16 protein-coding genes are annotated in these 15,660 nt (G+C 40.9%); all 16 read left to right on the top strand.

All coding sequences use genetic code 11. The features are described 5' to 3' along the window. Positions 1 to 516, top strand: a 516-nt coding sequence (gene comGF, locus R6U02_RS00310; RefSeq protein ID WP_410261649.1) for a competence type IV pilus minor pilin ComGF, incomplete at its 5' end; no start/stop codon positions are given. Further along, positions 488 to 943, top strand: coding sequence for a hypothetical protein (locus R6U02_RS00315; protein WP_410261650.1), 456 nt, complete (start codon positions 488 to 490; stop codon positions 941 to 943). The genes comGF and R6U02_RS00315, both read left to right, overlap by 29 nt. Before the next feature lie 355 nt (positions 944 to 1,298). Continuing rightward, complete coding sequence (locus R6U02_RS00320; protein WP_410261651.1) at positions 1,299 to 2,360, top strand: M24 family metallopeptidase; 1,062 nt, start codon at positions 1,299 to 1,301, stop codon at positions 2,358 to 2,360. Between the two features lie 127 nt (positions 2,361 to 2,487). After that, positions 2,488 to 3,045, top strand: a complete 558-nt coding sequence (gene efp, locus R6U02_RS00325) for an elongation factor P (RefSeq protein WP_410261652.1) — start codon at positions 2,488 to 2,490, stop codon at positions 3,043 to 3,045. 53 nt (positions 3,046 to 3,098) lie between these two features. After that, complete coding sequence (locus tag R6U02_RS00330) at positions 3,099 to 3,500, top strand: Asp23/Gls24 family envelope stress response protein (RefSeq protein ID WP_410261664.1); 402 nt, start codon at positions 3,099 to 3,101, stop codon at positions 3,498 to 3,500. Next, complete coding sequence (gene nusB / locus R6U02_RS00335) at positions 3,500 to 3,979, top strand: transcription antitermination factor NusB (protein ID WP_410261653.1); 480 nt, start codon at positions 3,500 to 3,502, stop codon at positions 3,977 to 3,979. The genes R6U02_RS00330 and nusB overlap by 1 nt, the downstream gene beginning before the upstream one ends. A 174-nt stretch (positions 3,980 to 4,153) precedes the next feature. Beyond that, the gene (xseA, locus tag R6U02_RS00340) at positions 4,154 to 5,503 is read left to right on the top strand and encodes an exodeoxyribonuclease VII large subunit (protein ID WP_410261654.1); all 1,350 of its coding nucleotides are present in this window, start codon (positions 4,154 to 4,156) and stop codon (positions 5,501 to 5,503) included. 13 nt (positions 5,504 to 5,516) lie between these two features. Next, positions 5,517 to 5,732, top strand: a complete 216-nt coding sequence (locus R6U02_RS00345) for an exodeoxyribonuclease VII small subunit (RefSeq protein ID WP_410261655.1) — start codon at positions 5,517 to 5,519, stop codon at positions 5,730 to 5,732. Between the two features lie 28 nt (positions 5,733 to 5,760). Next, positions 5,761 to 6,663, top strand: a complete 903-nt coding sequence (locus R6U02_RS00350; protein WP_410261656.1) for a polyprenyl synthetase family protein — start codon at positions 5,761 to 5,763, stop codon at positions 6,661 to 6,663. 22 nt (positions 6,664 to 6,685) lie between these two features. After that, complete coding sequence (locus R6U02_RS00355) at positions 6,686 to 7,492, top strand: TlyA family RNA methyltransferase (RefSeq protein ID WP_410261657.1); 807 nt, start codon at positions 6,686 to 6,688, stop codon at positions 7,490 to 7,492. 198 nt (positions 7,493 to 7,690) lie between these two features. After that, on the top strand, positions 7,691 to 8,140 hold the full coding sequence (gene argR, locus R6U02_RS00360; RefSeq protein ID WP_410261658.1) for an arginine repressor: 450 nt from the start codon (positions 7,691 to 7,693) through the stop codon (positions 8,138 to 8,140). A gap of 31 nt (positions 8,141 to 8,171) precedes the next feature. Next, positions 8,172 to 9,896, top strand: a complete 1,725-nt coding sequence (gene recN / locus R6U02_RS00365) for a DNA repair protein RecN (RefSeq protein WP_410261659.1) — start codon at positions 8,172 to 8,174, stop codon at positions 9,894 to 9,896. Positions 9,897 to 10,236: 340 nt separating this feature from the next. Continuing rightward, complete coding sequence (gene gndA, locus R6U02_RS00370; protein WP_410261660.1) at positions 10,237 to 11,676, top strand: NADP-dependent phosphogluconate dehydrogenase; 1,440 nt, start codon at positions 10,237 to 10,239, stop codon at positions 11,674 to 11,676. Between the two features lie 223 nt (positions 11,677 to 11,899). Beyond that, positions 11,900 to 12,592, top strand: a complete 693-nt coding sequence (locus tag R6U02_RS00375; protein WP_410261661.1) for a response regulator transcription factor — start codon at positions 11,900 to 11,902, stop codon at positions 12,590 to 12,592. After that, the gene (locus R6U02_RS00380; protein ID WP_410261662.1) at positions 12,589 to 14,142 is read left to right on the top strand and encodes an ATP-binding protein; all 1,554 of its coding nucleotides are present in this window, start codon (positions 12,589 to 12,591) and stop codon (positions 14,140 to 14,142) included. The genes R6U02_RS00375 and R6U02_RS00380 overlap by 4 nt, the downstream gene beginning before the upstream one ends. Before the next feature lie 146 nt (positions 14,143 to 14,288). Further along, complete coding sequence (locus R6U02_RS00385; protein ID WP_410261663.1) at positions 14,289 to 15,170, top strand: nuclease-related domain-containing protein; 882 nt, start codon at positions 14,289 to 14,291, stop codon at positions 15,168 to 15,170. Positions 15,171 to 15,660 lie beyond the last annotated feature (490 nt).

The raw sequence follows: 15,660 nt of genomic DNA on the forward strand, positions 1-15,660 counted from the left end.
GGTCAGAAGCATCGAGTTTTTGTCAGCAGAATGGTGAATGAGATCGAGAAACAGGAGCAGGGGTTCTCGTTATTAGAAGTGATCATTACTTTGAGCATAATAAGCAGCTGTGTCCTGCTGTTCTCGTTGGCCATATCTCAAATAGGGTCCACGCGGGCAGCGGTCAAGGATGATCGTCAGATTGAATGGCACTTGTTTGTCAATCAATTAGAATTTGAATTGACTGGAAGCGCAGGTGTGAGAACGAGCAGAGATAAATTGGTTTTCGAAAAGTTTGACGTGGAAGATCAGAAAATGAAAACCATCAGTTATGAACGCTATTATAAAATCATCAGACGGCAGGTAGGTTCGAAGGGGCATCAGCCGATACTCCTGGAAGTGTCATCGATTGCCTTTTCGATTTTTGAACAGACCCTAGCCATAGACGTCGTGTTCAGTAATGGGGAAACCTACAGTGCCCAGTTTCGCGTAAATGAAGAGGGAGTGAATGATGGTCAACAAAATCAGATGCAATGACGAGGGGAGCCTCTTGCTTTCCACGTTCCATTTACTCCTGTTCATTTCATTCCTGATCCTCTCACTCACAGCGATACTGCAGCATCAAATGATGCAGCTTCAGCTGATAAGCCAGGCGTATGAGGCCAAGGCGCTGATCGAAGTCAGTGAAGAACTACTGCGAGAGAGGCTGGACCGGGAGGACGTTGAAACGGGAACGATTTATTTCAGTGAAGGAAGGGTCGATATCTCAAAAGAGACGGACACGCGGTATACACTTGCTGCGACGATGCCTAACCATTATACGAGCAGACGATCGATCGAGATCTCAGCTGTTGAGAATGTGTTGGAACCGGAAATTCAGGGGTTAGACGAGGAAGCGGTCATCGGTTATTCGAATGAGGAACCAGTCAGTCTGATGTCATTCGATTTTTTGGAAGCCGAGTAAATAGAACGAGATGATCGAGATAGTCGTGAAAAAAAGACTGGTCATCAAAACAGTGGACTTGAAAACCAGTATAAATGTCAGGAGCCCCAGAAAATAAAACCGTCTGAGGATAGGTGCTTATCAGCAGAAATGATCAGTGAGAGACGGAACCGCTAAAGAGCAGCGTCTAAAGGTGAAGCAAGGGGTCACCTTTAGATGCTGCTCTTTTTATTTGAAAATAAATATGTCAAAACGCCGGGTCATCCATAAGAAACGCCGTGTATTTATTTTTTCATCCTACTTTGCTATAATGAGAAAGGAATGTTCGTTAGATTATGGACATAATGGAATTCAAATCATAGAATAGGGTGTTTAGATGTCACGAGTAGAAGATATTCAACAAACGATGAAAAATCAGAAAGTCGAAGCATTATTAATAACCAGTCCGTACAATCTCAGATATGCAGCTGGATTCACTGGAAGTACCGGGTTAAGCGTCGTAACTCAGGACAAAGCTTATTTCGTTACTGATTTCAGGTATACCGAACAGGCAGCGGAACAAGCCGTCGGATTTGAGATCATTAAAAATACAGGATCCATATACGATGAAGTTAAAACGATCGTTGAAAAAGAAAACATAGAGGTATTGAGTTTCGAAAAAGATTTCGTGACCTATTCTACCTTTGAAAAAATAAGTGATCTGCTGGACTGTGAACTAAAACCGAGCAGCGGCTTACTGGAGTCTCTTCGAGAAATCAAAGATGAAAAAGAAATAGAAACGATTCAGCAGGCGATAAAAATCACTGAGCATGCGTTTGAAGAAATACTCGGTTTCATCAAACCGGGCGTGACCGAAATAGAAGTAGCCAACAAACTTGATTTCATGATGCGTGAACAAGGAGCGACAGGGGTCTCTTTTGATACTATCGTTGCCAGTGGAAAACGTTCAGCCATGCCGCATGGTGTAGCGAGTGAAAAACAAATCGAACAAGGTGACATGATCACTATGGACTTTGGCTGCTACTATAAAGGGTATGTTTCTGACATGACACGCACCATCTCTTTAGGCGATCCGGGCGAAGAATTGAAAAAAATCCATCAAATCGTTTTGGATGCGCAGTTAAAAGTGAATGAAAAAGCAAAAGCTGGCGTTACGGGGAAAGAATTGGATGCAGTGGCAAGGGATTACATCACTGAAAAAGGATACGGCGAAGCATTCGGACACTCTACCGGGCATGGCATCGGCTTAGAAGTGCATGAAACCCCAGGCATTAATTACCGTAATGAAAAACCGCTGGTTGAAGGAAATGTCATCACGAATGAACCGGGCATCTATATTCCAGGTTTAGGCGGTGTAAGAATCGAAGATGACCTCGTAATTACAAAAAACGGCAACCGGAACCTCATGAGCGTAACCAAAGAATTAATTCAACTTTAATAGAGAAAATTAAAGGGAAGAAACTTCCTCTGAAAATAGGTTTTCATAAATAATCATGATACAATGAGAGTAACAAGACTCAATAACTTTTATAATGTTACATGAGCGGTAATTAGGAGGACATTGAATGATATCTACAAGTGATTTCAAAACAGGATTAACGCTTGAATATGATGGCAGTATTTGGCGTGTCGTGGAATTTCAACATGTTAAACCGGGTAAAGGCGCTGCCTTTGTACGCTCAAAATTAAAAAACTTGCGTACAGGTGCTTTGCAGGAAAAAACATTTAGAGCCGGAGAAAAATTTGAATTAGCCCATATCGAAACAAAATCAATGCAATATTTGTATGATAATAATGGGAATCACGTTTTCATGGATACAGACACATATGAACAACTTGAAATTCCTGGTGAACGTATAGAAGAAGAATTGAAATACATGAAAGAAAATATGCAGGTCAGCATAATGATGTATGGCAGTGAAGTCATAGGCGTGGAAGTTCCCAAAAAAGTGGAACTTAAAGTCTTAGAGACTGAACCGGGCATACGTGGCGACACATCAGGTGGTGGATCAAAACCGGCAACCCTTGAAACGGGTGCAGTTGTGACGGTTCCATTATTTGTAAATAAAGACGATGTTCTTATCATCAACACAGCTGAAGGAACATATGTCTCTCGTGCCTAATTAAATCTTTACTGAATCATTCTAGAGGAGGAACGACAGTGGAAGAAAAAGTGATGAAAACGAATCGAAGCAATCCATATGGTGAGATAGAGGTAGCACCTGAAGTGATTGAAATTATTGCTGGCATGGCTGCTAATGAAGTGGATGGTGTATATGCCATGCAGGGGAAATTCCCAAATAAAATGAAAATTGTCTTTGGCAAACCTAACCATAAAAAAGGTGTGCATTTAACATCAGATGAAGAGGGTTTGAAAGTCGACATTTATTGCTACTTCAAGTTCGGTGTAAATGTACCCAATGTTGCTCAAGCCATTCAGAAAAAAGTGCGCGAACAGATCTTTCATATGACTGATATTACTTTAGCTGAAGTAAACATTCATATTGCAGATATCGTGCCCGAAAGAACAACATTCCAGGATTTGTTTGACTTGGATAAAGAAGAGGATGAGGAATAGTGACAACTGTAAGGCGCGTAATTAGGGAAAAAGCCTTTCAGTCGCTTTTCCAATTATCTACCCATGACGGATTGACCGTAGACGAAGCTATTCAATTAGCACTTGATAGTACATTATCTTTGAAGGAAGAGCACACTTTAGAAGAAGCTATGGCGTTGGTCTTACCTGAAGAAAAAAGCAACGAAGGTATCGTAAATGATGCCTTAGCCTATCTGAAAATATTAGTTGTCGGTGTCCAGGAACATCTTGACGATATTGATCAGACCATTACAAAGCATTTGAAAAATTGGACGTTAAACCGTCTGGAACGAACAAATTTACTGTTGCTTAGATTGGCAACATACGAATTGCTTTATCAGCCCGAGGTTGATAAACGCATCGTTATGAATGAAGCCATTGAATTAACTAAGACATTTAATGATGAACAATCAAGTAAGTTCGTAAATGGGATACTGCAGAGTATTGCCGATAATAGATAACACTTTTTCTGTCGTTCCCAAATCAGCTGCTTTTGCATGGAAGGGCTCTATAATTGAGAGAAATTAAGGGCAGTAAGAGAGGGCGAGAAGTAGACGAGTTAGACGTTCTACTTTTTGGCTCTTTTTTCTATTTACATAGGCAACAGAGGCAAAGATCAGGAAGGAAAGAAGCAAATGGACCAGGAGTATTTAACAGTCACGCAACTAACACGCTACGTTAAACGCAAGTTTGATTATGACCCTTATTTGGAACGCGTATTTATTAAAGGAGAAATTTCAAACTTCAATCCGAAAAGACGCAATAGCCATCAGTATTTCAGTATCAAAGATCAGGGAGCTAAACTATCAGCTGTTTTATTTTATAGTGAGCAAAAAAAGCTGACCGTCGATTTAGAAGAAGGAATGAGTGTCTTAGCGGTCGGTCGCTTGTCGGTATATGAAAAAACAGGATCGTATCAACTCTACATCGATCACATTGAACCCGAAGGATTGGGACAGCTTTATGCCGCCTATGAACAGACTAAAAAGAAATTAGCTGAAGAAGGCTGGTTTGACAGTGATCGCAAAAAACAACTCGAGCGCTTCCCGAAAAAAATCGGTATTATCACGAGTCAAAGCGGAGCCGTTATCCGTGATATTCAAACGACCATAGAACGGCGCTTTCCAATTGTAGAGCTGTATCTTTTTCCTACTGTCGTTCAAGGAGAAAAGGCAGCAGATTCAATCGTTAAAAGCATTCAAAAAGCCGATCAGAAATATGATCTTGATACCTTGATCGTCGGACGTGGGGGAGGTTCCTTTGAAGACCTCTTTCCCTTTAACGAGGAAAAAGTGGCACTAGCTATCGCTCTTGCGCAGACACCGGTCATTTCATCCGTCGGTCATGAAACAGATACAACATTAGCCGATTTGGCTGCCGATGTCAGAGCGGCGACCCCGACCGCGGCAGCAGAATTAGCTGTGCCGGTCTTGACGGAAGAAGTAGGAAGAATCGATTTGAACCGCCAGCGCGTGATGCAGGCTATGACCACGACTATCAGGCGAGAAAAAGAAAGAGTCAGCCGATTGGAACAGTCCTATATTTTTAGACAGCCAAGACGATTGTATGACGGGTATAGTCAGAACCTTGATCAGCTAAAAGATCAGCTGATGCGCCGGATGGACGATCAACTTAAAGAAGATAAATACCGGGTACATCTGTTGAACCAGGAATTGAAGTCGTTCAATCCAAGCGCTCAGGTCAAACAAGCGTCATCGAACGTGGACCAACTGACGAAGCAATTGATGACGGCGACAAAACAGCACGTGAAAAACGAACAGAATGATGTCAATGCATTGATCCAATCACTCGATCACTTATCACCTTTAAAAATATTGAGTCGGGGCTATTCGATCACGCAAAGTGAAAAAGGTATTGTGAAATCGGTCGATCAAGTTAACGAGAACGACCGTATCGACATAACGGTGGCAGATGGTTTAATAAAAGCCCATGTAGAAGCGACAATCAAAAAAGAAATCGAATGAAAAGGAGACTATTATGGATAAAGAAAAAACCTTTGACGGTGCAATGAAAGAGCTGGAAGCCATTGTTCAAAAACTGGAACAAGGGGACGTGCCGCTTGAAGAAGCGCTGGATCAGTTTCAAGAAGGCATTAAATTAAGTCGTTACTGCAAGAGCATTGTAGAAGATGCAGAAAAAACGGTGACCAAAATGATCAACGAAAATGGCAGCGAAGAGATTTTAGAAGATTAAAGAGATGATCCGAAACAGGTTTAATTGAATGACTACAAAGGAGTCTACTATGCATTTTCAGACGTTTACAAAAGAGTACAAAGAACCATTTGAAACGTATCTAATTGAGTTGATCACAGATAAAAGCCAGACAGCCATTGAAGAAGCGATGCGCTATTCCCTGGAAGCGGGTGGCAAAAGATTACGTCCATTGCTTCTTATCGCTTTAGTCAAGGCCTTTAAAAAAGATGAGACCCAGGCTTACCCTGCTGCTGCCGCTCTGGAAATGATCCACACGTATTCGCTCATACACGATGATTTACCTGCGATGGATGATGATGATTTAAGAAGAGGCAAGCCAACAAATCACATTAAATATTCTGAAGCAACGGCTATTTTAGCTGGAGATGCGCTGCTGACCAAAGCCTTTGAAGTCATGACAGCTGGGACCAGTTCGAACGAAATCAAGCTCTCTTTGATCAAAGAACTGGCTCGGTCATCCGGGCATGAAGGGATGGTCGGGGGGCAGCAAGCCGATATGGATGGGGAACATAAAAATTTATCTCTCAAAGAACTAGAGTCTGTTCACTCCCGAAAAACAGGCATGCTGATCCGTTTTGCCTTTAAAGCCGCAGGTCTGCTTAGTCAAGTCAATGCAGAAACCTTAAAGGACTTAGATACCCTTTCCAGGAAGATAGGTATCGCCTATCAGATAAGAGATGATATTTTAGATGTCAGTGGCTCTGAGGAAGAACTGGGGAAACGTGTCGGAGCGGATGCGAAACAGGGTAAGAGCACGTATCCTTCATTACTCGGCTTAGAACAAGCACATACACTTTTTAACGAACATTTAAACGAAGCTTTGCTATTAAACAAAGCCATTCTTGAACGCGAAGACCACTATGATGAAGAGTTGTTAGATTCATTTATCGAATCTTTAAAATTGAATTGATGGTTTCTATAGAGGTGAAAAAGTGAAAAAAGAACGCGCAGATGATTTACTTATGGAACAAGGATGGGCGATAGACCGAGAAAAGGCTAAACGGTTGATCATGTCAGGCAAAGCCTATACGAGCAAGGAAGAGCAGATCTTTACTGCCGGCGAAAAGTGGCCGTATGATACAACTGTTTATATCAAAGGGGCGGACCAGCTCTATGTCAGTCGCGGCGGAATAAAACTGGAAAAAGCCCTGGATGTGTTTGATATCGATCTGAATGATCGGATCGTTTTAGACATCGGTTCATCAACGGGTGGCTTTACTGATGTGTGCTTGCAGCAGGGAGCAAAGCTGGTGTATGCTCTCGATGTCGGGACAAATCAGTTGGCGTGGAAACTGCGTATCGATGAGCGTGTGGAAGTTATGGAACAAACCAATTTCAGACACGTCACGGCTGAAGACTTCAAAAAAGGCACGCCCAGTTTTGCAACGATCGATGTCTCATTCATATCCTTGAAAAAAATCTTTCCAACTTTAAAAACGGTCTTAGCTCTAGGCGGAGAAGTGGTCGCACTCATCAAGCCGCAATTTGAAGCGGTCAAAGAAGATGTCGGCGAAAAAGGGATTATTTCAGATCCCGCAGTTCATCAATACGTGCTGAACGAGATCGTCAATTTTTTATATGATGAAGGTTTCGAAGTGAAAGAGGTCATTCCTTCCCCGATAAAAGGTGGAAAAGGGAACAAGGAATTTTTGGCTTACATCAAATTTAACCAAAATATCAGTGAGAGCAAAACAGAGCATTTGAATAAAGTAATCAAAGAGACTCTTTTTGAAAATTAGTTATGTATATAATTGATAATATGATATTGAAATTTTCACGTTCTATGCATGAAATGTCTTCCAAATGTCATTGAAAAGCAAGACGTAGTGATTGGTACTTTGACTTAAAAGCAGTATAATAAGAGTGTATAAAATGTATAAATATACTGATGTGCTGCGGGGAAGGTGCGAAGGTAAAAAGGCATAGGAGTGGAAATCTTGAAAAAGAAAGAAAGACATCAATTACTGAGAAAACTTGTGCAGCAAGAAATTATTCGTAAACAGGAAGATTTTGTCGACAAATTGCACGAAAGAGGTATTGAAGTCACTCAAGCGACGATTTCAAGAGATATCAAAGAACTTCAGTTGGTAAAAGTACCCGCTCAAGACGGCGGGTATCGTTATAATTTACCTCCAGAAATGAATTATAATATATCCAAAAAATTGTCGCGCTTGATGAAAGATGCGTTTGTTTCTATTGATATACAGAGAGAATTTGTCTTGATCAGAACACTTCCAGGAAATGCTTTTGCATTAGGTTCATTGATTGAAACGGCGAAATATAGTGAAATGTTTGCCTGTGTATCGGGAGATGACACGGTTTTAGTCATTTGTCGTGATGAAGAAAGTGCTGAGCGTTTCCAAAGAAGAATTATCTCCTTTATTTAATTCAAACAATAAAGGATTAGGAGGTTTGTCTTTGCTAGAATCGTTACGAATCAAGAATTTTGCGATTATTGAAGACTTGTTTTTAAGTTTTAATGCGGGAATGACTGTCTTAACGGGAGAAACCGGAGCGGGTAAGTCCATCATCATTGATGCGGTGGGTTTGCTGGCTGGAGGCAGGGGTTCGACAGAATTTGTTCGTTTTGGAGCTAAAAAGTGTGTGCTGGAGGGCGAATTCGGGTTTAAACCAACCCCGGACTTAATCAGCTTGCTCGCTCAGCACGAAATCGAACACGATGCTCAGACGTTGCTGATTCAACGGGAAATATTTACGAGCGGTCGAACCGTTTGCCGTATAAATGGAAGCATCATTACCATTGCAGTATTAAAAGAAATTGGAAGCCACTTAATAGATATACATGGACAGAATGAACATCAGGAACTGATGGTGACTGAGAATCACAGCCATTTACTGGATTCTTTCGGTCCCAAAGAATTGATATCCAAAAAAAAAGAGTATCGGAAAGTTTTTCATGAATATAAGGCTTTAACGAAAGAACGCGAACAATGGTTATTCAATGAACAGGAACTCGCTCAGCGACTGGATATATTAAGATACCAGGTCAAAGAGATCGAAGCCGCACAACTTCAGCCGAATGAGGAAGAAGAGCTACTTGAAGAAGAGAAGAAGCTGGTGAATCATCAAGACATCGTGGAAGCCTTGTCTTCAAGCTATGCTGCCTTACAGGGAGAAGAATACAGCGGTCTGGACAGCGTTGGAAAAGCGATGGAAAAAATGGCGGCTGTTGAAAATATCGATGAGTCATTCAAACATATTTCTGAGAGCCTGTCTGCGGCGTTCTTTCAGCTGCAAGAAGTGGCGAGTGACATCTATGCCGAGCTGGATGGTTTAGAGTACGATGAGGAGCGACTGAATGAAATTGAAGAACGCTTGAATTCCATTCAGCAGCTTAAGCGGAAGTATGGCAATTCTGTCGAAGCTATTTTGGATCACTTTGAAAAATCTGACAAAGAGTTGAAACAACTTGAAAGCAGAGAAGAACGAGTGGATGGGTTAAGCAAAAAGATAACAGCAACTCAAACAGAAGCACAAAAGCAGGCGAGAGAGTTATCTATGCTGCGAAAGCAAACAGCCTTAGAACTGGAAGAGCGCATTCAGGAACAGTTGAAAGAACTTTATATGGAAAAAGTTAAATTTTCTGTGGCGTTTAAAGGTTCAGAAGGACCGGATACTGATCTGCCGTTAACAGAACAGGGATTTGACAAAATCGAGTTCTTTGTTTCGACGAACCCGGGGGAACCGTTAAAAGCATTAAATAAAGTCGCATCGGGTGGAGAACTTTCACGTATGATGCTGGCGATGAAGACGATATTCTCTCAGTCACAAGGAATTACAAGCATCATATTTGATGAAGTCGATACTGGTGTGAGTGGCCGTGTCGCCCAGGCGATCGCAGATAAAATTCATTCTGTCGCTGATCACTCCCAAGTATTATGTATCACGCATCTTCCGCAAGTGGCCGCTATGGCGGATCAGCATCTCTACATCAAAAAAACGATTGAAGCGGAACGAACGCAGACCAGTGTTGAGAAACTTGTTGATAATGAGAGGGTTGAAGAAATCGCCCGTATGTTATCGGGAGACGAACTGACCCAATTAACGAAAGAAACCGCAGATGAGCTCTTGAAGTTAGCTGATGAGAAGAAAAAACGCATAAAAAAAGAGTCTCTTGCCTAGGATCAGACGAGAGACTCTATAAATTATTTAATCATTGAGATATTACATCATAACGCTGAGTAGTGAAGCAAACACTGGGATAACCATTGTAAGAACAAGAACACCAATCATTAAGCGTGTCATCGTGCTTTTTGATCCTTTATCTTTTTTGTTTTTAGGCATAGGTTGTGCACCCACTTTCTTAAATCGTTTTCAGCTATAAGTGTACTGAAATTAGAAGGAAAATGCAAGGGGTAATTTGAGAGTTTCCAAAGTGTTCATATTTTGTTAATATAAGTAGGTAAGTATTGTAACAAATGAAAATAATGAACAAGTACTTAAAACAGGAGGAGATTTATTGATGAGTAAACAAGAAGTCGGCGTCATAGGTATGGCCGTAATGGGCAAAAACTTAGCTTTGAATATTGAAAGTAGAGGATATTCTGTTTCTCTATACAACCGTACATCTTCAAAAACGACCGCTGTTATTGAAGAAAATCCAGACAAAAATGTTGTCGCAACGTATGAACTGGAAGAATTTGTCAATTCACTTGAGAAACCAAGAAAGATTTTATTGATGGTTCAGGCAGGTAAAGGAACAGATGCTGTCATTCAACAGTTACTCCCCTTCCTTGATAAAGGAGATATTTTAATTGATGGCGGAAACACATTCTATCAAGATACCATTCGCCGCAGCAAAGAATTAGCTGATTCAGGTATCAACTTTATCGGTACGGGTGTTTCTGGTGGTGAAGAAGGTGCGCTAAAAGGACCTGCTATCATGCCGGGTGGACAAAAAGAAGCATATGACTTAGTGTCACCTATTTTAGAGAAGATTGCAGCAAAAGCCCCAGCTGATGGAAAACCATGTGTGACATATATCGGACCAAACGGTGCAGGACACTACGTCAAAATGGTTCATAACGGTATCGAATACGGCGACATGCAGTTGATATCAGAGTCTTATAACATGTTAAGAGATATGGTTGGGTTATCAAATGAAGAAACAGCAGAGGTCTTCAACGAATGGAACGAAGGCGAACTGGACAGTTTCCTGATAGAACTTACGGCTGACGCGCTGACTAAAAAAGATCCTGAAACAGGAGAATTTATGGTCGATGTCATTTTAGACCGCGCCGGGAATAAAGGAACGGGTAAATGGACATCACAAAGCGCCTTGGATTTAGGTGTGCCGTTACCGCTTATTACCGAATCTGTTTTTGCACGTTATATTTCAGCTTTGAAAGACGAACGTGTCGAGGCAAGCAAAGTATTGCCTAAACCCGCGACTAAAAAGTACGAAGGCGACAAGAAAGAACTGATCGAGAAAATGCGTGAAGCCTTATACTTCAGTAAAATCATGAGTTATGCACAAGGTTTTGCACAAATGCGCACAGCTTCTGAAGAATACGATTGGAAACTTGAATACGGTGAGATCGCTAAGATATTCCGTGCCGGCTGTATCATTCGCGCACGCTTCCTACAAAAAATCACGGATGCTTACGAACGTGAACCGGAACTTAAAAACTTAGTTCTGGATGAATACTTCATGGATATCGCCGATAGATATCAGCAGTCTTTAAGAGACTTGGTTGGTTTGGCTGTTCAAGCAGGCGTACCTGTACCGGCCTTTTCATCTGCCATCTCTTATTATGATTCTTATCGTTCTGAGCGTTTACCAGCGAACATCATCCAAGCTCAACGTGATTACTTCGGTGCACACACGTATGAACGTGTAGACAAAGAAGGAACGTTCCACTTTGACTGGTATGGTAACGAAGGCGAAGAAAAATGGGATTGATCAAGTAAGATAATACTGAATAAGTACGAATAGCAGGTTTTCTTTTCGAAAACCTGCTATTTTTTTGTCACAACTTGATATAACTTGTTATAAAGTGTTAAATTAGAGTATTCTAACATTTCTAATTATATGAAAATATGGTAAACTAAAAGAGCGTAATGTCAGGCCTTATAACACTAATTTATACTAATAAACGCACAATAAAGAAGTAGGAGTGGAAACTGTGGCAAAGATTTTAATTATAGAAGATGAAAAGAACCTAGCTCGCTTTGTTGAATTGGAATTAACACATGAAGGGTTTGAGACAGAGGTCCGTTTTGATGGTCGTTCAGGTCTTGAAGCAGCAACAGATGAAACTAAAGAATGGGATATTATATTACTTGATTTAATGTTACCCGAACTAAACGGGATCGATGTGGCGCGTCGTGTTCGCCAAGTAAGCAATGTGCCTATCATCATGATGACGGCAAGAGATTCTGTCATTGACCGTGTTTCTGGTTTTGATCATGGAGCGGACGATTATGTAGTCAAACCATTTGCGATCGAAGAATTATTAGCGCGTATGCGTGCCTTGCTTCGTCGTATCGAAATCGAAACCGAGGAAAATGTGAGTCGTCAGACGACCATCACATACAGAGACATCACCGTAGAAAAAGAAAACCGTGTCGTGAAACGCGCAGACGAAGTCATTGAATTGACGAAGAGAGAATATGAGTTACTCGTAGAATTAATGGAAAACTTGAACATCGTCTTGTCACGCGAGGTATTATTGAACAAAGTATGGGGATATGAAACAGAAGTGGAAACGAACGTGGTCGACGTGTACATCAGATATCTACGTAACAAAATCGATGTTCCTGGAAAAGAAAGTTACATTCAAACAGTTAGAGGAACGGGATACGTGATGCGTACGTGAAATATCAAGCAGCCGTTGACACAAAAGGAATTAACAAAAAAAAGCGTATTTCTTTAAGATGGAAATGGACCATCGGGGCTGCAATCGCACTATTTTTAACCTACACCATATTTTCAACTATTTTATTCATTACCTTTCAGCAGATCATGATAGATAATGAGCAACAGGCAGTTAGAAATGTGATGGTCAATTTAACGGAACGGTTTGGACAAAACTTTTATGAATTAACTGAAGAAGATGTGGAAGACACCTTGGATCAGCAGGAACTGTATTTAACACCTGAAATGCCGATCATGGAAGAATCTCAAAACCAAAGAAGTACACCTTTGCGTGCGAGCCAAGGCAGCATCGTTATCAGAGTGTATAACTCTAGTGAACAACTTTTATATCAAACGAATGACGTTGATATGGAGTTTATTCCTAAAGAGACCCTGCAAATCGAGAGCATTGAAAACGGACCGAGTGGTGAAGCCTTATCTGCAACAACACCAGTTTATTCGTTCTTAAATAATGACAGGATCGGCTACGTCCAAGTAATCAACACGTTGTCATCCTATCATCAGCTGTTCAGAAGCGTTTTGGGGGCGATATTACTGACTGGTGTCATCGCTTTACTTTTCAGTGGAGTCATCGGTTATATTATCGCCATTTCCTTCCTGCAGCCGATTCGTCGGTTAACTGAAGCCATGCATATCATTGAAAAAGATCCGGAATCCAGCGAACGTATCGATGTGGGAGATGGCAACGATGAATTGACTGAATTAGCCAATGCTTACAACTCGATGCTGGACCGAATGCAACGCAACATCGAACAGCAAAAACAGTTTGTTGAAGATGTGTCCCATGAGTTACGCACACCTGTCGCGGTTGTTGAAGGTCATATGAAACTCTTGAACCGCTGGGGTAAAGACGATCCGGTCGTTTTAGACGAATCTCTGAGTGCGTCACTTCAGGAAATCGAACGCATGAAGAGTCTGGTTCAGGAAATGCTCGATTTGTCTCGGGCAGAGCAGGTGGAAATTCATTACAAAAATGAACGGACAGCGGTTAGAGAACTTATCAGACAAACTTATAATAACTTTAAACTGCTTCATCCGGACTTTACCTTCATCCTGGATGATGATTTGGAGAAAGAAGTGTACATCAATATTTACCGCAATCACTTGGAACAGATTCTTGTTATCCTGCTTGATAACGCGGTGAAATACTCCACAGATCGCCATGTTGTGCATTTGAGCGTGTCCGATGATGGACCGAGGATCCAAATCGCTATTCAAGATTTTGGTGAAGGAATGACTGAAGAAGACACCGAGAAAATATTCCATCGTTTCTACCGCGTAGACAAAGCAAGAAGTCGTCACAAGGGTGGTAACGGACTAGGATTGTCTATTGCCAAACAGCTGGTAGAAGGCTACCGTGGTAAGATTTGGGTAGAAAGTGTCTTGGACCAAGGCTCTATTTTCAGAATTGAATTGCCTAAACTAAATGAAGAAGATCTTAAAAAAATAGAAGAGTCTGAACGATCTTCTAAAGCATCAAAAAATAAATGAAAATGAATACAGCAAAAAACCTTCGTAACATACTGATCCTGGTATGTTACGGAGGTTTTTTTAATGAAATTTAATCATAAATGAAATAGATGGACAGTAAATACTATAGATGAATAAGCGAATTTTATAATATGAGGAGGTTGAAAATGGAAAAGATCGTTAGACAGAAATCATACCAGTTACAATACCTGGAGTCGCTGAATACTAGAATACAGCTGGCGTATACACAGCAGCAATATTTGTTGAATTTGAAAAAAGGATATGAAGGAGAAAAACAATTTGATGAACGAATCGAAGAATACTTTAGGAATGAGGTGACAGTTATGAGCGATCTACTTGTTTCGTATAACGGCTCGACTGCGCAAATAGATACGCTGCTGGCTATAGGAGAAACTTTTTACCTATATGAAATTAAAAATTACGAAGGAGAATATCAGAAGTTACCAGGTCAATTGCGAAAGCTGAATGGTCAGGAATTTATTTGTCCAAGCATTCAGTTAAATCGGGCCAAAAAAGTCTTGGAGCAAATAATTAATCAATGGGATGAAGCGATTGAAATAAAACCTTATGTCGTTTTTACTAATCCGTCATTTACTCTATTCGATGCTAAAATAAGCGATCCGTTTATACTGCCGACACAAATAAATAAACACTTGGAAAAACTGAAAAATAGGAACACAAAATTATCGAAAGCCCCGGTTAATATCGTAAATAAACTTCAATCTGAGCAACTAAGTAATGAAAGGTATAGGGACACCTCTCATGAATTCAAATATGAAGATATGAAAAAAGGAATAACCTGCAGAGACTGTCAATCTTATAATGTACATCTGAGTCAGCGCCAGGCAATCTGTAAGGAATGTGGAGTTGTTCAAAGCATAGATAATGTGATTTCCAATCATATAAAGGAGATTTCTAGGTTGTTTCCGGATATGACAATTACAACCTCTCTGGTCAATGATTGGGTTAACAATAGAGTGTCAGTGAGACGAATAAGATCTTACGTGAAAGAAAATCCTATTTATTAATCCATATTCCGTTCATGACAGCCGAAATGACAAACTCAGGAGTGAAAAAATGGTGAGTCTGTCATCCGGAGGCCGAAATGACAAACTCACGAACAGAAAACCGGTGAGTCTGTCATCCGGAAGCTGAAATGACGAACTCACGAAAAGAAAACCGGTGAGTCTGTCATCTGGAGGCCGAAATGACGAACTCAAGAACAGAAAACCGGTGAGTCTGTCATCCGGAGGCTGAAATGACGAACTCAGGAGTGAAAAAATGGTGAGTCTGTCATCCGGAGGCTGAAATGACGAACTCAGGAGTGAAAAAATGGTGAGTCTGTCATCCGGAAGCTGAAATGACAAACTCAGGAGTGAAAAAATTGTGAGTCTGTCATCCGACAGCCGGAATGACGAACTCACGGAAAATAAAGCCATGAGTTAAAAATAAGGCGGTCAACACCTAATAATGACAGCAAGCGCTTCGGCGATTGCTTACCAACTGGAAGATCTAAAA

The sequence above is a fragment of the Alkalibacterium sp. genome (assembly GCF_046484155.1).
Classification (GTDB): domain Bacteria; phylum Bacillota; class Bacilli; order Lactobacillales; family Carnobacteriaceae_A; genus Alkalibacterium.

Bases quoted from the DNA above. Each gene is read 5' to 3' on its own strand.
- R6U02_RS00315 (WP_410261650.1), top strand. From the start codon at position 488: ATGATGGTCAACAAAATCAGATGCAATGACGAGGGGAGCCTCTTGCTT.
- R6U02_RS00320 (WP_410261651.1), top strand. From the start codon at position 1,299: ATGTCACGAGTAGAAGATATTCAACAAACGATGAAAAATCAGAAAGTC.
- efp (WP_410261652.1), top strand. From the start codon at position 2,488: ATGATATCTACAAGTGATTTCAAAACAGGATTAACGCTTGAATATGAT.
- R6U02_RS00330 (WP_410261664.1), top strand. From the start codon at position 3,099: ATGAAAACGAATCGAAGCAATCCATATGGTGAGATAGAGGTAGCACCT.
- xseA (WP_410261654.1), top strand. From the start codon at position 4,154: ATGGACCAGGAGTATTTAACAGTCACGCAACTAACACGCTACGTTAAA.
- R6U02_RS00345 (WP_410261655.1), top strand. From the start codon at position 5,517: ATGGATAAAGAAAAAACCTTTGACGGTGCAATGAAAGAGCTGGAAGCC.
- R6U02_RS00350 (WP_410261656.1), top strand. From the start codon at position 5,761: ATGACTACAAAGGAGTCTACTATGCATTTTCAGACGTTTACAAAAGAG.
- gndA (WP_410261660.1), top strand. From the start codon at position 10,237: ATGAGTAAACAAGAAGTCGGCGTCATAGGTATGGCCGTAATGGGCAAA.
- R6U02_RS00385 (WP_410261663.1), top strand. From the start codon at position 14,289: ATGGAAAAGATCGTTAGACAGAAATCATACCAGTTACAATACCTGGAG.